Annotated in this window: 21 protein-coding genes; 14 read left to right on the top strand and 7 right to left on the bottom strand. The window is 71.2% G+C overall.

Translation table 11 applies throughout. The annotated features are described in order from the left end of the window. Positions 1 to 27: 27 nt before the first annotated feature. The 3 genes from ACODR1_RS14755 to ACODR1_RS14745 all read left to right on the top strand — a co-directional run bounded on the left by ACODR1_RS14755 (position 28) and on the right by ACODR1_RS14745 (position 2,810). On the top strand, positions 28 to 825 hold the full coding sequence (locus ACODR1_RS14755; RefSeq protein ID WP_488881151.1) for a TPM domain-containing protein: 798 nt from the start codon (positions 28 to 30) through the stop codon (positions 823 to 825). Continuing rightward, entirely contained in the window at positions 825 to 1,526 is a 702-nt protein-coding gene (locus ACODR1_RS14750) for a TPM domain-containing protein (RefSeq protein WP_488881119.1), read from the top strand. Before ACODR1_RS14755 ends, ACODR1_RS14750 begins: the two co-directional genes overlap by 1 nt. A 96-nt stretch (positions 1,527 to 1,622) precedes the next feature. Further along, the gene (locus tag ACODR1_RS14745; protein WP_488881118.1) at positions 1,623 to 2,810 is read left to right on the top strand and encodes an acetyl-CoA C-acyltransferase; all 1,188 of its coding nucleotides are present in this window, start codon (positions 1,623 to 1,625) and stop codon (positions 2,808 to 2,810) included. Between the two features lie 113 nt (positions 2,811 to 2,923). Here ACODR1_RS14745 and ACODR1_RS14740 read toward each other — a convergent pair whose 3' ends face one another. Together ACODR1_RS14740 and ACODR1_RS14735 are read right to left on the bottom strand one after the other, a co-directional pair. Further along, positions 2,924 to 3,331, bottom strand: coding sequence for a hypothetical protein (locus ACODR1_RS14740; protein WP_488881117.1), 408 nt, complete (start codon positions 3,329 to 3,331; stop codon positions 2,924 to 2,926). Between the two features lie 67 nt (positions 3,332 to 3,398). After that, positions 3,399 to 4,034 (bottom strand): hypothetical protein, encoded by a 636-nt coding sequence (locus ACODR1_RS14735; protein ID WP_488881116.1) that lies wholly within the window; start codon positions 4,032 to 4,034, stop codon positions 3,399 to 3,401. Positions 4,035 to 4,150: 116 nt separating this feature from the next. Between ACODR1_RS14735 and tsaE the strand changes: the two genes are divergently transcribed. The 6 genes from tsaE to trxA all read left to right on the top strand — a co-directional run bounded on the left by tsaE (position 4,151) and on the right by trxA (position 13,468). Further along, positions 4,151 to 4,645 carry a tRNA (adenosine(37)-N6)-threonylcarbamoyltransferase complex ATPase subunit type 1 TsaE gene (gene tsaE, locus ACODR1_RS14730; RefSeq protein ID WP_488881115.1) on the top strand — a complete coding sequence of 165 codons (495 nt, stop codon included), beginning with the start codon at positions 4,151 to 4,153 and terminating at the stop codon, positions 4,643 to 4,645. After that, positions 4,635 to 5,720, top strand: a complete 1,086-nt coding sequence (amgK, locus tag ACODR1_RS14725) for an N-acetylmuramate/N-acetylglucosamine kinase AmgK (protein ID WP_488881114.1) — start codon at positions 4,635 to 4,637, stop codon at positions 5,718 to 5,720. The genes tsaE and amgK overlap by 11 nt, the downstream gene beginning before the upstream one ends. After that, the gene (gene murU / locus ACODR1_RS14720; protein ID WP_488881113.1) at positions 5,717 to 6,442 is read left to right on the top strand and encodes an N-acetylmuramate alpha-1-phosphate uridylyltransferase MurU; all 726 of its coding nucleotides are present in this window, start codon (positions 5,717 to 5,719) and stop codon (positions 6,440 to 6,442) included. Before amgK ends, murU begins: the two co-directional genes overlap by 4 nt. Continuing rightward, entirely contained in the window at positions 6,439 to 9,393 is a 2,955-nt protein-coding gene (gene addB, locus ACODR1_RS14715; protein ID WP_488881112.1) for a double-strand break repair protein AddB, read from the top strand. The genes murU and addB overlap by 4 nt, the downstream gene beginning before the upstream one ends. 154 nt (positions 9,394 to 9,547) lie before the next feature. Continuing rightward, positions 9,548 to 13,012 carry a double-strand break repair helicase AddA gene (gene addA, locus ACODR1_RS14710; protein ID WP_488881111.1) on the top strand — a complete coding sequence of 1,155 codons (3,465 nt, stop codon included), beginning with the start codon at positions 9,548 to 9,550 and terminating at the stop codon, positions 13,010 to 13,012. A 120-nt stretch (positions 13,013 to 13,132) separates the two neighbouring features. After that, positions 13,133 to 13,468 carry a thioredoxin gene (trxA, locus tag ACODR1_RS14705; RefSeq protein ID WP_101717002.1) on the top strand — a complete coding sequence of 112 codons (336 nt, stop codon included), beginning with the start codon at positions 13,133 to 13,135 and terminating at the stop codon, positions 13,466 to 13,468. 184 nt (positions 13,469 to 13,652) lie between these two features. Here trxA and ACODR1_RS14700 read toward each other — a convergent pair whose 3' ends face one another. Further along, complete coding sequence (locus ACODR1_RS14700; RefSeq protein WP_488881150.1) at positions 13,653 to 14,315, bottom strand: nitroreductase; 663 nt, start codon at positions 14,313 to 14,315, stop codon at positions 13,653 to 13,655. A gap of 101 nt (positions 14,316 to 14,416) precedes the next feature. Between ACODR1_RS14700 and mtgA the strand changes: the two genes are divergently transcribed. Continuing rightward, positions 14,417 to 15,094: a monofunctional biosynthetic peptidoglycan transglycosylase gene (gene mtgA / locus ACODR1_RS14695; RefSeq protein WP_488881110.1), complete on the top strand. Its 678-nt coding sequence runs from the start codon at positions 14,417 to 14,419 to the stop codon at positions 15,092 to 15,094. Between the two features lie 114 nt (positions 15,095 to 15,208). Continuing rightward, positions 15,209 to 15,748: a GNAT family N-acetyltransferase gene (locus tag ACODR1_RS14690; RefSeq protein ID WP_488881109.1), complete on the top strand. Its 540-nt coding sequence runs from the start codon at positions 15,209 to 15,211 to the stop codon at positions 15,746 to 15,748. Positions 15,749 to 15,884: 136 nt separating this feature from the next. Here ACODR1_RS14690 and ACODR1_RS14685 read toward each other — a convergent pair whose 3' ends face one another. Further along, positions 15,885 to 16,346 (bottom strand): cupin domain-containing protein, encoded by a 462-nt coding sequence (locus tag ACODR1_RS14685; RefSeq protein WP_488881108.1) that lies wholly within the window; start codon positions 16,344 to 16,346, stop codon positions 15,885 to 15,887. After that, a complete protein-coding gene (gene gloB / locus ACODR1_RS14680; protein ID WP_488881107.1) occupies positions 16,343 to 17,089 on the bottom strand; it encodes a hydroxyacylglutathione hydrolase in 747 nt (248 codons plus the stop codon). Before gloB ends, ACODR1_RS14685 begins: the two co-directional genes overlap by 4 nt. Positions 17,090 to 17,180: 91 nt before the next feature. Here gloB and ACODR1_RS14675 point away from each other — a divergent pair, with 91 nt between their 5' ends. The 3 genes from ACODR1_RS14675 to ACODR1_RS14665 all read left to right on the top strand — a co-directional run bounded on the left by ACODR1_RS14675 (position 17,181) and on the right by ACODR1_RS14665 (position 20,106). After that, positions 17,181 to 17,996 (top strand): class I SAM-dependent methyltransferase, encoded by an 816-nt coding sequence (locus ACODR1_RS14675; RefSeq protein ID WP_488881106.1) that lies wholly within the window; start codon positions 17,181 to 17,183, stop codon positions 17,994 to 17,996. Positions 17,997 to 18,023: 27 nt separating this feature from the next. Further along, a complete protein-coding gene (locus tag ACODR1_RS14670) occupies positions 18,024 to 18,368 on the top strand; it encodes a P-II family nitrogen regulator (protein WP_058348648.1) in 345 nt (114 codons plus the stop codon). Between the two features lie 229 nt (positions 18,369 to 18,597). Further along, entirely contained in the window at positions 18,598 to 20,106 is a 1,509-nt protein-coding gene (locus tag ACODR1_RS14665; RefSeq protein ID WP_488881105.1) for a phospholipase D-like domain-containing protein, read from the top strand. Positions 20,107 to 20,133: 27 nt separating this feature from the next. Here the strand turns inward: ACODR1_RS14665 and ACODR1_RS14660 are convergent, their stop codons facing one another. Together ACODR1_RS14660 and metW are read right to left on the bottom strand one after the other, a co-directional pair. After that, a complete protein-coding gene (locus ACODR1_RS14660) occupies positions 20,134 to 20,877 on the bottom strand; it encodes an endonuclease/exonuclease/phosphatase family protein (protein ID WP_488881104.1) in 744 nt (247 codons plus the stop codon). Then, the gene (gene metW, locus ACODR1_RS14655) at positions 20,874 to 21,536 is read right to left on the bottom strand and encodes a methionine biosynthesis protein MetW (RefSeq protein WP_488881103.1); all 663 of its coding nucleotides are present in this window, start codon (positions 21,534 to 21,536) and stop codon (positions 20,874 to 20,876) included. Before metW ends, ACODR1_RS14660 begins: the two co-directional genes overlap by 4 nt. Positions 21,537 to 21,657 lie beyond the last annotated feature (121 nt).

The following is a 21,657-nucleotide window of genomic DNA, read 5'->3' as shown; positions in this document are numbered from 1 at the left end:
TCCCCCGTTGCACGGGGGAGCAGCTGGCTGGCTGTTCCCCTCGCCTTTCTCCTCGTCCTCTTCCTCGCCACCGCCGCCCTCAGCGCCCCGACCTTCCCGCCGCTGAGCGGCCGGGTCGTCGACCAGGCCGGCATCCTGTCGCCCCAGGCCGAGCAGCAGCTGACTAACGAGCTGGCGACGCTGGAAAAACAGACCGGCCGCCAACTGGTGGTCGCCACCCTGTCCAGCCTGCAGGGCTACGAGATCGAGGATTACGGCTACCAGCTTGGCCGGGCCTGGGGGATCGGCGAGAAGGACAAGAACACCGGCGCCCTGCTGATCGTGGCCCCCAGCGAGCGCAAGGTCCGCATCGAGGTCGGCTATGGCCTGGAGCCGGTGCTGACCGACGCCCTGTCCAGCGTCATCATCCAGAGCGCCATCCTGCCCCGCTTCAAGGCCGGCGACATGGAAGGCGGCATCGTCGCCGGGACCGACGCCATCGTAAAGCAGCTGTCGCTGCCCGACGGCGAGGCCAGGGCCCAGGTCGCCCAGGCGGCGGACGCCGAACGCCAGGACGACGGCGGCGGCGTGCCGGTCGTGGCGATCTTCATCGTCTTCATCGTCGTCGTCATGATCCTGCGCGGCATGTTCGGCCGTCGCCGCCGACGCAGCGGCCTGGGCGCGGCGATGGGCGAGGCCATGCCCTGGATCCTGATCAACGCCCTGACCAGCGGCGGCGGCAATCGCGGCGGCGGAGGCGGCTGGAGCGGCGGCGGAGGCGGCGGCGGCGGTTTTTCCGGCGGCGGCGGCTCGTTCGGCGGCGGCGGATCCTCGGGGAGCTGGTGATGAGCGACATTCTTTCCCGCCCCGACCAGCTGCGCATCGCCGACGCCGTGCGCGCCGCCGAAGCCGGCACGATCGGCGAGATCCGCTGCGTGCTGGCCCCGCGCATCGAGCCCGACCGTCCCGCCCCCATCCTGGCCTGGGCGGCGGGCGCGGCCCTGCTGCTGCCGGCCTTCGGCCTGCTGGCCGGCCTGCGCCCCGAGTGGCTGACCCGGCTGTTCGGCGGCTGGAGCGTCGGCCACGCCGCCGCCCAGGACGGCGCGATCCTGTCGGCCCTGCTGGTTTACCTGACCCTGCAGGCGGCCGTGTTCGCCCTGGCCGCCGCCGTGCTGTCGATCCCGCCGCTGCGGGCGCGGCTGCCCACCGGCGAGAGCGACGCCGAACGCGTGCGGCGCGCGGCCATGGACTACTTCCTGTCCAGCGACCTGCGCGCCACGCAAGGCCGCACCGGCGTGCTGATCTTCGCCGCCCTGGCCGAGCACCGCGTCGAGGTGCTGGCCGACGAGGGCGTCCATGGCCTGGCCCCCAAGGACGCCTGGTCCGGCGTCGTCGCCGACCTCGTGGCGGGCCTCAAGGCCGGCCGGACCGCCGACGGCTTCGTCGCCGCCGTCGGCCGCGCCGGAGCGATCCTGGCCGAGCACGCGCCGCGCGCCGGCGGCGAGGACCGGAACGAACTGCCCGACGCCCCGACCATCCTGCGCTGAGCCTCACGCCTTACGCTTACGTGATCTTCCCCCCGGCGAATTTCCGGCCTACGGTGCCGGCAATTCAAACTAACGTTTAAACAGGGAAGAAGCGCCATGCGCGAAGCGGTCATCGTCTCCTACGCCCGGACGGGCCTGGCCAAGTCCAATCGCGGCGGCTTCAACAACACCCACGGCGCGGCCATGGCCGGCCACGCCATCCAGCACGCCGTCAGCCGCGCCGGCCTCGACGGCCCGGAAGTGGAAGACGTCGTCCTGGGCTGCGGCGGCCCCGAAGGCGCCACCGGCATGAACGTGGCTCGCAACGCCGCCATCTGGGCCGGCCTGCCGGTCACCACCTCGGGCCAGACCGTCAACCGCTTCTGCTCGTCGGGCCTGCAGGCCATCGCGACCGCGGCCAACTACGTCCGCAACGACGGCGCCCCGGTGGCGATCGGCGGCGGCGTGGAGTCGATCTCGCTGGTGCAGGGCGGCGGCCACATGAACCGCTTCCACATCACCGAAGACAAGCTGATGAAGGAAAAGCCGGCGCTGTGGATGGCGATGATCGACACCGCCGACATCGTCGCCAAGCGCTACGGGATCAGCCGCGAGTACCAGGACGAGTATTCGCTGCGCAGCCAGCAGCGCATCGCCGCCGCCCAGGCCGCCGGCCTGTTCGACAACGAGATCGTGCCGATGGCCACCAAGATGAAGGTGGTCAACAAGGAGACCAAGGAAGAGAGCCTGGTCGACTACGTCGTCACCAAGGACGAGTGCAATCGTCCCGAAACCACCCTCGAAGGCCTGGCCAAGCTGGAGCCGGTCAAGGGTCCGGGCAACTTCATCACCGCCGGCAACGCCAGCCAGCTATCGGACGGCGCGGCCGCCGTGGTGGTGATGGAGGCCAAGGAGGCCGCCCGTCGCAACCTCGAGCCGCTGGGCCTGTTCAAGGGCTTCGCCATCGCCGGCTGCGAGCCCGACGAAATGGGCATCGGCCCGGTCTTCGCCGTACCGCGCCTGCTGGAACGCCACGGCCTCAAGGTCGACGACATCGACATCTGGGAGCTGAACGAGGCCTTCGCGTCGCAGTGCCTCTACAGCCGCGACCGCCTGGGCATCGATCCGGAGAAATACAACGTCAACGGCGGCTCGATCGCCATCGGCCACCCGTTCGGCATGACCGGCGCGCGCTGCGCCGGCCACCTGCTGCTGGAAGGCAAGCGCCGCAAGGCCAAGCTGGGCGTGGTGACCATGTGCATCGGCGGCGGCATGGGCGCCGCGGGCCTGTTCGAGATCTTCTGATCCACGACGCGTGGTCCTCGCCCTTCGACGCGCTCAGGGTGAGGACCAATGCCGGCGCCGAGCCGCAGTCGAAACCCTCATCCTGAGCCAGTCGAAGGACGAGGGTTTCGCCCCTAGCGGCGCTCGAAGGTCGCCGCGAACTTGGGATTGAAGATCTGGAACTCGCCCTCCGGCGTGATCACCAGGCCGGTGATGCTCCGCTTCAGGGCCTCCTGCCGCTCCCAGCCCCAGACCTCGAGGGTGACGGTCAGCCCGCCCTCTTCCTGGGTCACTTCCTTGCTGTCGTAGTCCACCACCCGGCCCTGCCAGACGATCTCCCCGCCAGACACGATCAGCTCGACGGACGGATCGCCGGCCTCGCGCCAGCGCCCCTGCATCTGCCTGGGAAAGGGCGCGCGACGGTCGGTCTTGCCCAGCTCGCCGAGGGCGGGATCGGCGGGGGCCGCGACGGCCGGCGCCGCATGGGCGCTGGCCCCAGCCAGGGCCAGGACCAGGGAAATCGCCAGGGACAGCCGACGCATACGCTCTAACTCCGCTTCACTCGCCCGCCACGAGACGGAAACGGCGGGCTCAATTCAAGCCCGAAATCTAAACCCCCAGGTCCTTCCTCACGAACCTGTAAGTCTCGCGCCGCTCGCAGGCGCAGGCCTTCATCTGGCCGTCGGGCGTCCACCAGACCAGCAGCGGATAGGCGAAGTTCACGCCGTTCTTCTTGAGCAGCGGGACCAGGTCCTCGACCGACTTGCGGCCGGCCTCGATGACGGCGGTGCGGGCGATGTCGCCGTCGGCGGGCTTGAGGCCCGGAGCCGTCCAGGCGTCGACGGGGGTGGCGTCCCACGTCTCCGACAGTTCCCACGAGCGGTTGATCCACAGCTCGGCCACCGTCGCGCGCTCGACCGGCGTCGATTTCGGCACGCCGTTGCGGTCGGCGCGGGCGATCTCGATCAGGCGGGTGTCGATCCCGGCCTTGTGCAGGCGCGGGTACTCTTCCTTCTTGAAGCGGACGCAATCGGGGCAGGTGCGGAAGCTGATCATGTAGAGCTTGGGGCCCTTGAGGCCCGGCGACACCCAGCCCGAGCCTTCGAGGATCTTGGCGATCTCGGCCTGGTTCTTGGTGATGGTCTTGGGCCGCCAGCGCAGCTCGAAGTTCCACCAAGCCCACCAGCCGGCGCCGATCACCACGACCACGGCGACGAGGCCGGCCCACAGCTTCCAGTTCTTCATCTCGACCGATCCTCTCGGGATTGTTCTCCTGGTGATAGGACGCCGCGCGCGCCCCGGCGACGGCAAAATTCCTGAAAGCCGCTTGAGGCCCGCGCGGGGGACTCTAGATTGGCGCGATGTCTACGCCACAGGCGCCCGGGGGCGCCGCCTCCCTCGAAATCGACCTGCCCGACGAGGCCGCCACCCAGGCCCTTGGCGCGCGGCTGGCCGCCGTGCTGTTTCCCGGCGCGGCCCTGTGCCTCTACGGCCCGCTCGGCGCGGGCAAGTCGACCCTGGCCCGGGCACTGGTGCGCGCCCTGACCTCGCCCGAGGAAGAGGTGCCCAGCCCGACCTTCACCCTGGTGCAGTTCTACGAAGCCGCCGAGTTCCCGCTGGCCCATTTCGACCTCTACCGCCTGGAGGATCCGGACGAGGCCTACGAGATCGGCCTCGTCGAGGCGCTGGAGGACGGCGCGGCCCTGATCGAGTGGCCCCAGCGCCTGGAGGGCCGCCTGCCCCCGCACCGACTCGATGTAGAAATCCAGCCCGTTCTGGACGATACGGCCGGCGAGGCCCGCCGTGTCCGCATCACCCCCTTCGGCGCCTTCGAGGAACGCAAGCTTGAGCTCTGATCGCGAGACCCTGAAGGCCGACTTCCTGGCCCGCCACGGCTATGGCGACGTGCGCCGCCAGCCGCTGGGCGGAGACGCCTCGACCCGTTCGTACGAGCGCCTCCATCGCGGCGACGCGACCTTCATCTTCATGGACCAGCCGCCGGCCCTGGAGACCGCCCCCTGCCCGCCTGGCGCCACCCCGGACGAGCGCCGCGCCCTGGGCTTCAACGCCGCCTATCGCCTGGCCGCCGGCCGGGTTGACGCCTTCGTGGCCGTGGCCGGCTGGCTGCGCGCCCAGGGCCTTTCCGCCCCCGAGGTGCTGGCCGCCGAGCCGGCCCTGGGCCTGGCCGTGCTGGAAGACCTGGGCGACGACCTCTACGCCACGGTAATCGCCGATGGCGGCGACGAGCCCCTGATGTACGACGCCGCCGTCGACGCGCTGGTCGCCCTGCACGCGGCCAAGCCCCCGGCGGTTCTGGAAGCCGGCGGCTCGACCTGGCCGCTGCTGACCTATGACGACCTGGCCTTGCAGATGGCCCAGGACCTGTTCGTCGAGTGGCTGCCCAAGCTGAAGCCGGTGACCTTCGACGAAACCGCCCTGGCCGACTGGCAGGCGCTGTGGACGCCGATCCGCGCCCGGGCCGAGGCCGGCGCCTCCGTCTTCTGCCACCGCGACTATCACGCCGAGAACCTGCTGTGGCTGCCGGAGCGCGAGGGCCCGGCCCGCGTCGGCTTGATCGACTTCCAGGACGCCGTGGTCGCCCACCCGGCCTGGGATTTCTCGATGCTGCTGCACGACGCCCGCCGCGACGTGTCGCCGGAAATCGAAGCCCGCGGCCTCGACCGCTATCTCGCCGCCAGGCCGGATCTCGACCGCACCCAGTTCCTGGCCGACTACCATGCGCTGGGGGCGCTCAACATCGCCCGCATCCTCGGCATCTTCGCGCGCCTGGTCACCCGTGACGGCAAGCCGAAGTACGAGAGCTTCATGCCGCGCCTGTGGCGCTATCTCGACAGTTGCCTGGCCGATCCGGCGCTGGCGGGCCTGAAGGCCTGGTTCGACGCCCACGTGCCGGCGGAGACCCGCGCATGACCGCTCCGAAGAAAGCCCCCAAGAAGGCAATGGTGCTGGCGGCCGGCCTGGGCACCCGCATGCGCCCCCTGACCAACGACCGGCCCAAGGCCCTGGTCGAGGTCGCCGGCCGGACCCTGATCGACCACATGCTCGATCGCCTGGCCGACGCCGGGGTCGAGACCGCCGTGGTCAATGTCCACGCCTTCGCCGACCGGCTGGAAGCCCACCTGAAGACCCGCACCGGCGCGCCGCAGATCGTCATCTCCGACGAGCGCGGCGAGCTGCTGGAAACCGGCGGCGGCCTGCGCAAGGCCCGGCCGCTGCTGGGCGAGGAGCCGGTGTTCGTCGCCAACATCGACTCCGTGTGGACGCAGGACGGCGCCCCCGCCATCGACAGCCTGGCCCAGGCCTGGGATCCGGAAAAGATGGACGTCTGCCTGCTGCTGGCGCGGCTGGACCGCACGCTGGGCTTCGACGGGGCCGGCGACTTCTTCCTGGCCGACGACGGCGCCCTGACCTTCCGCGGCGAGGCGGTCAGCGCGCCTTTCGCCTACATGGGCGTGCACATCTGCAAGCCGGGCCTGGTCGACGACGGCCCCGACGGGGCGTTCTCGTTGGCGACCATCTGGCGCAAGCTGGCGCCGCAGGGCCGGGTGCATGGCGTGGTGATGGACGGCTTCTGGATGCATGTCGGCGATCCCGGCGCGCGCGACGAGGCCGAGGCGAAGCTGGCGCAATGAGCGGCCTGGCCGGATCCGGCTGGTTCTCGATCCCGGCCCACCGGCCGTTCGTCGACGACGTGGCCGCCGGCCTGGTCGAGCGCCTGGCGCACCTGGGCCCCGACGCCCTGTCGCACGCCACGCTGCTGACCCCCACCCGGCGCGGCGCGCGGGCTTTGGCCGACGCCTTCCTGGCGGTGAACGGCGGCCGGGCCGTGCTGCTGCCGCAGATCCGTCCGCTGGGCGACCTCGACGAGGGCGAGCCGCCGTTCGAGCCGGGCGACCTGGCGCTCGACCTGCCGCCCGCCGTCTCCAGCCGTCGTCGCCGGTTCGAGCTGGCGCGCCTGGTGCACGACAACGCCTCCCTGCTCGACAGCCCGCCCAGCGCCGGCCAGGCCCTGGAGATGGCGAAAGCCGTGTCCGACCTGCTCGACAGCTGCCAGATCGAGGAGGCGCCGATCATCGAGCGCCTCGACGGCCTGGCCGACGGGGATCTGGCCGCCCACTGGCAGGTCTCGGCCCGCTTCATCCGGGCCATGGTCGAGGGCTGGAGCGCGCGCCTCTCCGACCTGAACCTGATGGACGTCAGCGCCCGCCGCGTGGCCTTGCTGCGGGAACTGGCCAAGCAATGGATGGCCAACCCGCCGCCGGGCGTGCTGGTCGCCGCGGGCTCGACCGGCACCGCGCCGGCCACCGCCGACCTGCTGATCGCCGTCTCGCGCGCGCCGCAGGGCCATGTGGTGTTGCCCGGCCTCGACGAGGACCTGGCCAGCGACGCCTGGGACCAGGTCGGAGAGCAGCACCCGCAGGGCGCCATGCGCCGCCTGCTCCACCGCGCGAGCGTGGACCGCGGCGTCGTGCGCCGCTGGCGCAACGAGGCCGACAGCCGGGGCCGCTGGCGCCGCCGCCTGGTCAACGAGGCCCTGCGTCCGGCCGAGGCCACCGCCGACTGGCTGGCCCAGATCGCCAAGCTGCGCGCGGAGTCCGAAAGCCTCGACCCGATCGCCGAGGGCCTGTCGGGCCTCTCCTTGGTCAACGCCTCGGGCGAGGAGGAGGCGGCCCTGGCCTGCGCCCTCCTGCTGCGCGAAGCGCTGGAGACGCCGGGCAAGACCGCCGCCCTCGTCACGCCGGACCAGCAGCTGGCCCGCCGGGCAGGTCTCTACCTCGCCCGCTGGGGCGTGGTTCCCGACAGCTCGGCCGGCGCGCCGCTGGCGGCCTCGGCCCCGGCCGTGCTGGCTCGCAAGCTGGCCAATCTGGTGCTGGCGCCGCTGGACCCCGTCGGCCTGCTGTCGGTGGCCAAGCATCCGCTGCTGAAGGCCGACGAGGCCGCGCGGACGCTGGAGCTCAAGGGCCTGCGCGGGCCCGCCCCCATCGACGCCGCCGCCCTGGAAGGCCGCATCGCCGAGCACCCCGAGGCCGTGGACCTGGCCCGCCGCATCCACGCCGCCGTCGACATCGCCTGTGCGCCCTATGCCGCCGGCCCGGTCGCCCCGCCGCATCTGGCCGCCGAGGCCCTGGCCAAGGCGCTGGAAAGCCTGGTCGAGCCCTCGGCCCTGTGGGCCGGCTCGGGCGGCGAGGCCCTGGCGGCGCTGATCTCGGCCCTGATCGACGATGGCCAGGCCCTGCCGCCGACCAATCCGCTAGGCTTCCTCGACCTGCTGGGCCGCCTGGTCGACGAGGAGACCCTGCGCGTCGGCGGCGCCACCCACCCGCAGCTTCGCATGCTGGGCGCCATCGAAGCGCGCCTGGTCCGCGCCGACCGGCTGATCCTGGCCGGGCTGGAAGAAGGCGTCTGGCCGCAGGCCGCGCCGATCGACCCGTTCCTGTCGCGGCCGATGCGCGGCAAGCTCGGCCTGCCGCCGCCCGAGCGCAAGATCGGCCTCACCGCCCACGACTTCGCCCAGGCCGCCAGCGCTCCCGACGTGATCCTGGTGCACAGCCAGCGCCGCGGCGGCGCACCGGCCGTCGAGAGCCGCTGGCTGTGGCGGATGAAGACCCTGGCGCGCGGCGCCGGCCTCTCCCTAACCGAGCGCGGCGACGTGCTCGACTGGGCCCGCGCCCTGGACGCCCCCGGCCCCTACGCCCCGGTCAAGCGCCCCGCCCCCTGCCCGCCGGTCGAGGACCGCCCGCGCAGGATGGCCGTCACCCGCGTCGAGGCCCTGACCCGCGATCCCTATGCGGTGTGGGCGCGCGACATCCTCAAGCTCTACCCCATCGACCGGCCGGACGAGCCGGTGGAGGCCCGCGCGCGGGGCACGGCGATCCACGCGGCCTTCGAAGTGTTCGCCCTGACCTATCCCGACGCCCTGCCGGCCAACGGCGCGGAGATCTTCGAGGGCCTCTACATCGCCGAGCTCGTCGCCGCCGGCATGCCGCCCTCGGCCCTGGCCCGCGAGCGCGCCCTGGCCCGCGAGGCCGCCCTGTGGGTCATGGACCTGGAGGCCCGCCGCCGCGTCGGCGCGCAGAAGATCGTCGTCGAAGCCGCAGGCGAGATCACCTTCCAGGTCAATGGCCGCCCCTTCACCCTGACGGCCAAGACCGACCGCATCGAGCCCACCCGCGACGGCGCGGCCGCCCACATCCTCGACTACAAGACCGGCGCCGCCCCCAGCCAGAAGCAGGTCGACACCGGCTTCTCGCCGCAGCTGACCCTGACGGCCGCCATCCTGCAGAACGGCGGCTTCAAGGACATCGGCCCGCGCGCGCCGGGCGACCTGACCTATGTGCGCGTCACCGGCCGCCGCCCGGCCGGCGAGGAGCAGACCCGCGCCGCCGCCGGTCCCGAAAGCGAGGAAGCCGCCCGCAAGGCCTTCGACGGCCTGGTCGAGCTGATCCGCAAATACGACGACCCCGAGCGCCCCTACCTGTCGCGCACCGCGCCGCAGTTCGTGCACGACCACGCGGGTGACTATGGGCACCTGGCGCGGGTGTTCGAGTGGTCGACCAGCGGGGATGAAGGGGACGGGGAATGAGGGCGGCGATCCAGATCCTCCCCCTGAAGGGGGAGGTGTCGGCGAAGCCGACGGAGGGGGAAGCAACTGCTTCCGTCCGTGGCTTGCTCGAACTCAGAAGGACCTTCCCCCTCCGGCCCTCCGGGCCACCTCCCCCTTCAGGGGGAGGATCTTGATGATCGACCCCCAACGCCTCGCCGCCGATCCGGCCATCTCGGCCTTCGTCACGGCCAACGCCGGTTCGGGCAAGACCAAGACCCTGATCGACCGGGTCGCGCGCCTGTTGCTGGGCGGCGCCGAGCCGGCGGCGATCCTGTGCGTGACCTACACCAAGGCCGCCGCCGCCGAGATGCAGCACCGGCTGTTCGACCGCCTGGGCAAGTGGTGCGTCACGCCCGACGAGGCCCTGCGCGCCGAGATCGCCGGCCTGGTCGACCGCCCGGAAAGCGACTTCGACGCCCTGGCCCTGTCCAAGGCCCGCAGCCTGTTCGCCAAGGCGCTGGAGACGCCCGGCGGCCTGAAGATCCAGACCATCCACGCCTTCTGCGAGAAGCTGCTGCGGCGCTTTCCGATCGAGGCCGGCGTCTCGCCCGGCTTCGAGGTGATGGACGACGGCGCCTCGGCCGCCGTGGCCCAGGCCGCCCTGCACAAGCTGGCCGCCTTCGTCACCGCCACCGACAACGAATTCTCGCAGGCCTATGCCCGCTTCTCGGTGGCCCTGGACTTCGCCTCGTTCGAGGCGATGTTCGCCACCTTCGAGCACCAGCGCGCCAACATCGCCGCCTATCTGGACCGCGCCGGCGGCCTGGACGGGGTGATCGCCGACATCTGGGACGTCTGCGGCTTTCCCGAGCCGACCACCGCCGAGGAGATCGCCGCCCAGGCCATGGACGATCTGGACCCGGTCTTCTGGCGCTCGGTCGCCGACGTGCTGTCGGGCGGCGGCAAGACCGACGTCAAGTGCGCCGACCAGATGCGGGCGGTGGCGACCAATCCCGCCGCCACGCTCGACGACGCCCTGGCGGTCCTGTTCACCGAGAAGGGCGTCGGCACGCCGGCCACCTGGCCGGGCAGGACCTCGGGCCTGAAGAGCCGCGAGGACCTGCGCGAGCGGCTGCTGGCCGAGCAGGAGCGGCTGGGCGAGGCCCGCGAATATCTGCGCGCCGCCAAGGTGGCCGAGGACAGCGTCGCGGCCATGCGGCTGGCGGCGCTCTATCTGGCCGAGTTCATCGCGCAGAAGCAGGCCCACGGCGCCCTCGACTTCTCCGACCTGATCGAGAAGACCCGCGACCTGCTGACCCGCAAGGTCGACGCGGCCTGGGTGCTCTACAAGCTGGACGGCGGGGTGTCCCACATCCTGCTCGACGAGGCCCAGGACACCGCCCCCGAGCAGTGGGAGATCCTGTCGGCCCTGACCGAGGACTTCTTCGCCGGGGCCGGGGCGCCGAGCCGCGACGGCAAGGCGGCCGACGGACGCACCCTGTTCATCGTCGGCGACGAGAAGCAGTCGATCTATTCGTTCCAGGGCGCCCAGCCCGAGCGCCTGCTGATCGAGACGCAGGGCTACATCGCCCGCATCGAGGCCGTGGGCCGTGTGGGCAAGTCCGTGCCGCTGTCGACCTCGTACCGCTCGACCCGGCAGGTGCTGGACTTCGTCGACGCCCTGTTCGAGGCGCCCGACGCGCGGCTGGGACTGGCCCCCACCGGCGAGGACATCCCCGCCCACGTGGCCTTCCGCAAGGACCATCCAGGGTGCGTGGACCTGTGGCCGCTGGAGCGCGAACCGGTCGCCGCCGAGCGCGAGGCCTGGGACGCGCCGCTGGACGTCGAGACCGAGCAGGGCGCCAACCGCCGCCTGGCCGAAAAGATCGCCGCCGAGATCAAGGCCCTGGTCGAGCGCGGCGACGCCGTCTTCGACAAGGACGCCCGCGTCTGGCGCCCCGCCCACTACGGCGACGTGCTGGTGCTGGTGCGGCGGCGCAAGGCGCTGTTCGAGGAGGTGCTGCGGGCCCTCAAGCGACGCGGCGTGCCGGTGGCCGGCGCCGACCGGCTGTCGCTGTCGGCCCATATCGTCTTCGACGACCTTCTGGCGCTGGGCCGCTTCTGCCTGTTCCCGGACGATGACCTGACGCTGGCGGCGCTGCTCAAGAGCCCGTTCTGCGCCCTGACCGACGACGACCTCTACGCCCTGGCCAAGGGGCGGAAGGGGACGCTGTGGGGCGTCTTGTCGGCGCGGGCCGACGAGCGTCCGGCCTGGCGCGAGGCCCACGCCCTGCTGGACTGGGCGCTGACCGCCCGTCGCCGGCGGCAACCCTACGAGTTCTACGCCCTGTTCCTGGGCAAGCTGGACGCCAACCACGTCAGCAACCGCGCCCGCGCCCTCACCCGCCTGGGCGAGGAGGCCGCCGACGCCCTGGACGAGTTCCTGGCCCAGATCACCAACGCCGAGGCGCGCGGCGTGCGTGACCTCGAGACCCTGGTGGCCGAGTTCGCGGCGCTCGACATCGTGGTCAAACGCGAGATGGAGGGCGTGCGCAGGCAGGTGCGGGTGATGACCGCCCACGGCGCCAAGGGCCTGGAGGCGCCGATCGTCTTCCTGCCCGAGACGACGATGAAGGGCGGGGCGCGCGGCTCGCCGCTGCTGGCCACCGAGGGCAAGGGCTTCCTGTGGTGCGCCTCGGGCAAGGCGGATTGCGAGGCCTCGGCGGCGGCGCGCAAGCTGCGTGAGGACAAGGCCCAGCAGGAGGCCTATCGCCTGCTCTATGTGGGCCTGACCCGGGCCCGAGATCGGCTGGTGCTGTGCGGCCGCATCGACGCCCGCACCAAGGACGAGAACGTCGGCGGCTGGTACGCCGCCGCCCGCGCCGCCTTCGCCCATGCCAAGGTCGAGGGCGACGTGCGGACGATCGACGCGGAAAGCGGGATCCTCCGCTACGGCCCCGATCCCCTGCCCGCCCCGCCGGCGGCCGAGCTGGTCGAGGCGGCGCCCGCCACCCTGCCCGACTGGGCGCGGCGGGCTGCGGCCCCCGTTTCGGCCGGGGCCCGCTGGGCCGCGCCCTCGGCGCTGGAGGCCGAGGAGGACGCCGTCGGCTCCGCCCCCTCGCCCCTGGCGAAGATCGAGGGCCTGGGCCGCTATCGCCGCGGCGAGATCATCCACCGGCTGCTGCAGCTTCTGCCCGACATCGCCCCGGCCGGGCGCCGCGCCGCCGCCGCGCGCCTGCTGGCGGCCGAACGCGACCTGACCGACGCCCAGCGCACCGAGATGACCGCCGCCGCCTTCGGGGTGCTGGAGGACGATCGCTTCGCCGCCGTGTTCGGCCCTGGCTCGCGCGCCGAGGCCTCGCTGGCCGGCGCCGCCGCGGCGCTGCCGCCGGGCATGGCGATCTCGGGCCGGGTCGACCGGCTGGTGGTGGATCCCGAGCGGGTGCTGGTGGTCGACTACAAGACCAACCGTCCCTCGCCCGACCGCATCGAGGACGCCGATCCGGCCTATCTGTCGCAGATGGCCGTCTATGCGGCGGTGCTGGCCGAGATCTTCCCGGGCCGCCGGATCGAGGCGGCGATCGTGTGGACGGACGGTCCCAAACTGATGGCCGTTCCAGAAAACGTGCGGGCCGCGGCGCTTTCGCGCCTCTTCTGAGTTATTGCCGGACGCGCCCCCCGCGCCTACATCTTCGATCAAGAGGCGGTCGCAACCGTCACTGTTATCAATTTAGCGCCGCGATCCCCCCGACCCGCCGCGCCAGCCAGGAGCCAGACCATGAGCACCGTTGCGGTGACCGACGCCACCTTCGAACAAGACGTCCTGCAGGCCGAGGGCCCCGTGCTCGTCGACTTCTGGGCCACGTGGTGCGGCCCGTGCAAGCAGATCGCCCCGGCCCTGGAGCAGATCTCCGAAGAGCTCGCCGACCAGGTCGTGGTCGCCAAGATCGACATCGACGAGAACCAGATGACCCCCGCCCGCTACGGCGTGCGCGGCATCCCGACCATGATGCTGTTCCGCGGCGGCCAGATGACCTCGATGAAGGTCGGCGCCATGCCCAAGAGCAAGATCGTCGAGTGGCTGGCCGAAGCCGGCGTCAAGCAGACCGCCTGAGCGGTCGCTACCCCGATGTGACGAAGAGCCCCGGTCGGAAACGGCCGGGGCTTTTTCTTTGAGATCCTCCCCCTGAAGGGGGAGGTGGCCCGAAGGGCCGGAGGGGGAAGCGGCTGCCGAAGCGCCGCATTCACTTCCCCCTCAGTCGCTCCGCGACAGCTCCCCCTTCAGGGGGAGCATCTGGTCAGAACCCCCGCAATTCGCCCCAGGCTTCGAAATCATCCCGCCGCGAGCGCCACTGGTTCACCGGTGCGGCCTCGTCGGCGACGCCCAGCGCCATTCCGGAAAACACCATGTGATCGTCCGGCAGGCCCAGGAACTCTGCCGACAGCTTGCCATAGGCCGACCAGAACTCCTGGGCGCAGGTGGCCAGGCCCCGTTCGGTCGCCAGCAGCATCACCGTCTGCATGAACATGCCCAGATCCGACCACTGCGGCGGGCCGAGGTTGCGGTCGATCGAGAAGAACAGGCCCACCGGCGCCCCGAAGAACTCGGCGTTGCGGGCGAACTGCTTGAGGCGGCCGATCTTGTCCTCGCGCGGGATTTCCAGCGCCCCGTAGAGGTCTTCCCCCACCTGGAAGCGGCGGGTGCGGAACGGCTCCCAGAGATTGGCCGGATAGACGGCGTACTGGGCCTCGTCGGGCGAGCCCAGCCGCGCGGCGACCATAGCCTTGAACTGCGCCAGCGCCTCGCCGGCGACGGCGTGCACCTTCCACGGTTGAAGATTGCCGCCCGAGGGCGCGCGGGCGGCAGCCTCGAGGATGGCCCGCACCGTTTCGCCGGGCACCGGGTCGGGCTTGAACGCCCGCGCCGAGAACCGCGCGGCGACGGCCTGCGACACGCTCACTGAATCTGGCATCAAGGCCTCCCTAACCAACGCGCCCTATCGGCTGTCTTCCTCGTTGGTTAGCATCCGGCCGCAAGGTCAAGGCAAGGGGCGCCCAAGTTTTGAAAGTTCTGCTGCGCAACATCTTCCTGGCGCTGTTCATCGTGCTGGTGGCCGGACCGATCCTGGCGGTGATGGTCTATCGCTTCGTGCCGGTGCCGGCGACGCCGCTGATGGTCATCCGCGCCGTCGAGGGCAAGGGCTGGGACCACCGCTGGCGCCCGCTGAGCAAGGTCTCTCCCAGTCTGCCCCGCGCCCTGATCGCCGCCGAGGACGCCCGCTTCTGCGAGCACCACGGCTTCGACGTCGAGGCCCTGCAGAAGGCCTACGAGAACAACGAGAAGGGCAAGAAGGTGCGCGGCGGCTCGACCATCAGCCAGCAGACCGCCAAGAACGTCTTCCTGTGGCCGGACCGCTCGTACCTGCGCAAGGGCCTGGAGGCCTGGTTCACGGTGCTGATCGAAGTGGGCTGGGGCAAGCAGCGGATCATGGAGGTCTATCTGAACTCCATCGAGTTCGGCCCCGGCATCTACGGCGCCGAGGCCGCCGCCCAGCGCTATTTCGGCGTCAGCGCCGCCAAGCTGACCCCGGCCCAGTCGGCCAGGCTGGCGGCGATCCTGCCCAGCCCCCTGAAGTGGAAGGCGGTCAAGCCCGGCCGCTACGTCCAGAAGCGCTCGCGCCGGATCGGCGCGGCCTCGGGTACGGTGCGCCGCGACGGGCTCGAAGCCTGCGTGATCTGAGAAGCCGCCCCTTATCCTTCGACAGGCTAAGGATGAGGGCGACCGAACGACATTCGAAAACCTCATCCTGAACCTGTTGAAGGACGAGGTTTTCGCACAACGGGAGGAACGACAATGGCCATCGCCCCAGGTCCCACGCTGGAGACCGCCCGCCTGATCCTGCGTCCGACCGCCGCCGAGGACCTCGACGGCTGGGGGCAGCTGATGGGCGACGCCGAAGCCGCCCAGTATATCGGCGGCTACCAGACCCGCGAGGCCGCCTGGCGCGGCATGGCCAGCATGGCCGGCTCGTGGGCGATCAACGGTTTCGGCATGTTCTCGCTGATCGCCAGGGACACCGGCCTGTGGGTGGGCCGCATCGGTCCGTGGCGGCCGGAAGGCTGGCCCGGCACGGAGGTAGGCTGGGGCCTGCTGCGCAGTGCCTGGGGCAAGGGCTATGCGGTCGAGGCCGCCCAGGCCGCCATCGACTGGGCCTTCGACCACCTGGGCTGGGACGAGGTGATCCACTGCATCCACCCGGAGAACACGCCCTCGCAGCAGGTGGCCGCGCGGCTGGGGTCGAAGAACCGGGGACCGCATCCTCTGCCCGCGCCGTACCAGGACCTGCCCAACGAGGTGTGGGGGCAGACCAGGGCGGAGTGGAAGGGGCGGTAAAGATGCTCCCCCTGAAGGGGGAGCTGTCGCGAAGCGACTGAGGGGGAAGTCGGTCAGCTTTCGCGGAAGCTGAAAACGGCCCCCCTCCGGCCCTCCGGGCCACCTCCCCCAGAGGGGGAGGATCTTTGGCTCGCCCCTAAACCTTCGGTCGCCAGTCCTCCGGGGCCAGCTCGAAGCCCTCGAACCTGAACCCCGGCGCGACGGTGCAGCCGACCAGGGTCCACGCCCCCAGCGACACGGCCGTCTGCCACCAGCCGACCGGCACCACCACCTGCGGGCGGCAGCCGGCGCGCAGGTCCGGACCAAGCGTGTGGGGCGTCGCGCCCACGCCGTCGGGCGGCGACAGGGTCAGGCGGATCGGGGCTCCGGCGTACCAGTGCCAGACCTCGACCGCGTCGATGCGATGCCAGGCCGACATCTGCTCGGCTTCCAGCAGGTAGTAGATCGCCGTCGAGGCCGGACGGCCCTCGGCGTTCGGCGCGTCTTCGAACATCCGCACGTACCAGCCGCCCTCCGGGTGGGGCTGCATGTTCAGCAGGCGCACGATCTCCTTGGGGCCCAGGTCGCCCGAAATCCCCGCAACGCTCATCGTACTCATCCCTTGAAACTGTCCTTGGCCGCGCGGATCTCGGCGAAGGCCTGGGCGGGCGCGAGGCCCGGCCGCAGCGCCGGGGCGCGCAGGAACGGATTGGTGGCCTTCTCCAGGCCGATGGTGGTGGGCACGGTGGCCTCGCCGCGCTCGCGGGCGGCGAACACCTGCTCGGTGCGGGCCTTCAAGGCCGGATCGCTGTCGACCGACAGGGCGAAGCGGGCGTTCGACGCGGTGTATTCGTGGGCGCAGTAGACGGTGGTGTCGTCGGGCAGGTCGGCCAGCCGCGACAGCGAGGCCCACATCTGTTCGGGATCGCCCTCGAACATCCGGCCGCAGCCCAGGGCGAACAGGGTGTCGCCGACGAAGGCCACGCCGCCTTCCGCGTCGTGATAGGCCACGTGGCCGAGCGTGTGGCCGCCGCTGTCGATGACGGCGAACTTGGTCTCGCCCAGTTCGACCACGTCGCCGCCGCCCACCACGCGGTCGAGGGGCGCGATGCGGGTCACCTCCTGCGGGCCGACGATGGTCGCGCCGGTGGCGGCCTTGACCGCCTCGTTGCCGCCGGCGTGGTCGGGATGCCAGTGGGTGTTGAGGATGAAGTCCAGGCCCCAGCCCAGCTTTTCCAGCTGCATCAGGATGGCGTCGGCCTCCGGCGTGTCTATGCAGGCGGTCTTGCCCGTCGCCACGTCGCGCACGAGAAAGCCGTAATTGTCGGAGAGGCAGGGAAACTGGTGGATTTGCAGCGGCATGCGAGCAGCCTCGGTCACGGACGGGGGTCGGCGGGCGTGACGCGGAGGATTCGCCCGCCTACATAGATGGCCTCGACGCCACGGAGAGACAATGCGCCGCGACGTGCTCGACCTCAGAGCCTTCTACGCCGCCCCGCTGGGCCGGGTGGCGCGGGAGATGCTCGGCCGCAAGGTGGCCGAAGCCTGGGGCGACGCCAACGGGCTGGACGTGCTGGGCCTGGGCTACGCCACGCCCTTCCTCGACGAGTGCCGCGCCAAGGCCCGCCGGGTGGTGGCGGCCATGCCCGCGACGCAAGGGGTCGAGGTCTGGCCGGTGGGCGAGCGCAACCAGGCCGCCCTGGTCGAAGAGACCGCCCTGCCCTTTCCCAACGCCATGTTCGACCGGATCCTGGCCGTCCACGCGCTGGAGGAGGCCGACGACCCGTCGGCGGTGCTGCGCGAGCTGTGGCGGGTGATGGCGCCGTCGGGCCGGCTGATCGTCGCCGTGGCCTCGCGCGACGGCGTCTGGGCCCGCGCCGAGGGCACCCCGTTCGGCCACGGCCGCCCGTTCAGCCGCAGCCAGCTGGAGAACCTGCTGCGCGAGGCCGACCTGGAGCCCGCCGGCTGGACCCGCGCGCTCTATGCGCCGCCCGCCGGCTTCACCGTCGGCTGGGCCGAAGGCTTCGAGCAGGTCGGCGCACGCCTGTGGCCGCGCTTCGCCGGCCTGATCCTGATGGAGGCCGTCAAGCAGACCTTCGCGGTCAAGCCGCGTGGCAGCCGGGCCCGCGCCCGGGTGTTCGCCCCGGTCATGCCGCCCGCGCCCGCCGGCGTGGCGCCTGTTCGAAAGGCGCCGGGAACCGTAAGGACCGGAATACTATTGGAAGCTGTGGCGCCAGGGCCTAGCCTTGAGTCGCCGACCAAGCCGTAACCGGCCGCGTAGAGGGGAATTCGCGCCATGAAGATGATCGTCGCCGTTATCAAGCCCAGCCGCCTGGACGCCGTGCTCGAGGCGGTCACGGAAGCCGGCGCTTCGGGCCTGACGGTGACCGAGGTGCGCGGCTACGGCCGTCAGAAGGGCAAGACCGAGGTCTATCGCGGCGCCGAGTACGAGGTGAAGCTGCTGCCCAAGGTCAAGCTGGAGATCGCCGTGCCCACCGACGTGGCCGACGCGGTGATCGAGGCCCTGCAGCGCACCGCCAACACCGGCAAGATCGGCGACGGCAAGGTGTTCGTGCTCGACCTGGAGCAGGCCCTGCGCATCCGCACGGGCGAGCGCGACGCCGCCGCCATCGCCGGCTGAGCATTCGAGACCTGAGACGAAACCTCGCCCTTCGACAGGCTCAGGGTCAGGTTTTTAAGTCGCCCTGGCGTTTCCCTGGTCCTCATCCTGAGCTTGTCGAAGGACGAGGACCACGCAGCGACATCGATCACCCTCTCACCCGCGGGATGATTTAGGACAAGCCGCGGCCACAAGCGGAGCCTTACACTGCCTCGCGCGTTTCAAGTGACAGTACGGGCGTAGGGGCGACATGGCGCAAATCGAAACCGTCTTCTGTCCCGGCTCGACCTGCTGGCGGGTCGAGACCGCCGAACGCCTGGCGCTGTTCATCGACAACGACGAGGCCTTCGACGCGCTGAAGGCCCTGCTGCTGTCGGCCAGGCACTCGATCTGGATCCTGGCCTGGGTGTTCGACCCGCTGACGAGGCTCGACCCCGACCGGGTGAAGAAGAGCCGCGATCCCGTCCACGCCGACCGCATCGGCCTGCTGCTGCGCCGGCAGGCGGCGCTGAACCCGGCGCTGGACGTGCGGGTGCTGGCCTGGGACATGCCATTCCCGATCGCCGCCTCGCAGCTGTTCGGCCCGCAGCGCGGCGCGGCGTTCTTCGCCGGCTCCAAGGTCAAGTACCGGCTGGACAACACCCTGCCGGCCAGCGCCAGCCATCACCAGAAGGTGGTGGTGGTCGACGGCGTCACGGCTCTCGTCAGCGGCGGCGACATCGGCGTCGACCGCTGGGACACCACCGCCCACCTCGACAATGACCCGCGCCGACGGCTGCCCACCGGCCACCACTATCCGGCCCGCCACGAGGTCGCCGCCCTGGTCGACGGCCCGGTCGCCGGGGCCCTGGCCGAACTGTTCGCCGAGCGCTGGCGCAAGGCCACGGGCGAGACCCTGGATCCGCCCGAGCGCCCGCTTGTCGCCCCCTGGCCCGAGCACCTTGCGCCGCTGCTGCGCCGCCTGCCGGTGGCCATCGCCCGCACCCAGCCGCACTGGCGACGCGACGCCGAGATCAACGAGTGCCTGCTGCTGCACCTGGAGATGATCCGCACCGCCCAGTGGCTGATCTATATCGAGAACCAGTACCTGACCTCGCCGATCGTGGTCGAAGCCCTGGCCGAGCGTCTGGCCGAACCGGACGGGCCCGAGGTGGTGACGGTGGGCCCCGCCCGCAGCCCCAGCTATTTCGACCAGATCACCATGGACAGCGCCCGCACCGCGGCGATCAACCGCCTGCGCGAGGTCGACGTCCACGGCCGTTTCTTCGCCTTCAGCGCCCGCACGCCCAAGGGCGCGCCGATCATCGTCCATTCCAAGGTGGCGATCGCCGACGACCGGGTGCTGCGGCTGGGCTCGGCCAACCTCAACAACCGCTCGATCGGCCTCGACACCGAGTGCGACATCGGCTTCGAGGCCCGCGACGAGGACCAGCGCCTGGCCATCGCCGCCTTCCTTGGACGGTTGATCGGCCACTTCCTGGGGGTCGAAACGGAGCTGGTGCTGGAAGCCTTCATCGAGCACGGCGGCCTTGGCCCCGCCATCGAGGCGCTGGACGGCAGGACCGGTCCGCGCCGGCTGGAGCCGGTGGGCGCGGCCCCGCTGAAGGGGATGAAGAAGTTCGTCGCCGACTGGAGCCTGGGCGACGCCATCGCCCCCGACGACGCCTGGCGCCCCTGGGGCCGCCGCAAGCGGCTGAAGCACGACCTGGCCAGGCTGACGGCCCCGCCGCCCCCGCCGCCGGAGCACCTGCAGCTCTGAAACCCCTCTCTCAAAGAGAGAGGGCCTTCACGCCTCGATCTCCAGGTCCACCACCAGCGGCAGGTGATCCGAGGCCACCCGGGCCAGGGCGTCGTAGGGGGAGAACACGTTCAGCGTCTTCAGGCCCTTGGTCAGGAACACGTGGTCGATGCGCATGAACGGGAAGGTCGACGGGAAGGTCGCGGTCGGCGCCTTGGCCCAGCCGGCCGAGACGCTCTGGGCGTCGCGCGCGGCGGCCTTCAGCAGGCGATAGGTGGCCGAATAGGGCGTGGCGTTGAAGTCGCCCAGCAGCACGCCCGGCGCCTTCCAGCGATCGGACGCCATCCAGGCCTCGCCGACCAGGGCGGCGGCCTGGCGCTTCTGTTCCTGCGGGATCAGACCAAGGTGGGTGTTGATGATCTGCACCGGGGTGTCGCCGACCATCACCTCGACCCACAGGGCGCCGCGCGGCTCCAGGCCCGGCACGGCGCGATAGAACGGCAGCGGGCCCGACTTGACCAGCTTCTCGGGCAGGTGGGTGAGGATGGCGTCGCCGTAGAGCTCTTCTTCCACCGTCATCGCCGGATGGAAGTGGAAGCCCATCTTCAGGAGCTCGGCCAAGCGGTGGGCCTGGTCGACATGGCCGGTGCGCAGCCGGCCGACGTCGAGTTCCTGCAGGGCCACGACGTCGGGCTCGTGGGCCGAGATCACCTCGGCCAAGCGTTCCACGTCGAGCCTGCGGTCGCCGCCCACGCAACGGTGGACGTTGTAGGTCATCAGCCGCAGCTTCATGGGATCAGAAGATCGCCTGAAACGGCGCTCGGTTCCACACGCTCAGCGGGCGTTCCGCGGCTGAGCAGGAAAAGGCAGGTCTCCGAGCGCCAGTTCTCGATCGCCTTGGTCGGGTCGATGGCGCGCGCCGGGCCTTTTCCGGCAAAGGCGGCGCTGGCGTCGACCCGCACGCCCAGGTCCTGCGTCAGGGCCATGAAGTCGGCCAGGGTGCACAGGTGGATGTTGGGCGTCGACCACCAGGGCATCGGCAAGGCCTTGGTCTCGGGCATGCGGCCCCGGCTGATCAGCGACCAGCGCACCCGCCAGTGGCCGAAATTGGGGAACGAGACGATGGCCCGGTCGGCGATGCGCAAGAGCTCGTCCAGCACGTGGCGCGGATTGCGCGTGGCCTGCAGGGTCTGGGACAGCACGGCGTAGTCGAAGGTCTTGTCGGGAAAGTGGTCAAGATCCTGGTCGGCGTCGCCCTGCACGACCGACAGCCCCCGCGCCATGCAGGCGGCCACGCCATGGGCGCTGATCTCCAGCCCCCGGCCGTCGACGTCCTTCTGCTGGGTCAGCAGCTCCAGCAGCGCGCCCTCGCCGCAGCCGACGTCGAGCACCCGCGCGCCGGGACGCACCAGGCGCAGGATCTCGCGGAAGTCCTCGCGAATGAAGGTCATCGAGATCCTCCCCCTCTGGGGGAGGTGGCCCGGAGGGCCGGAGGGGGGCCGTTTTCAACCGCCGTCGCGCCTGCCGGCTCAGCAACGACTTCCCCCTCAGTCGGCTTCGCCGACAGCTCCC

The organism is Caulobacter sp. FG7 (assembly GCF_057808875.1).
Note: the sequence above shows the minus strand (reverse complement) of the source record. Positions and strands in the feature narration are given on the sequence as shown.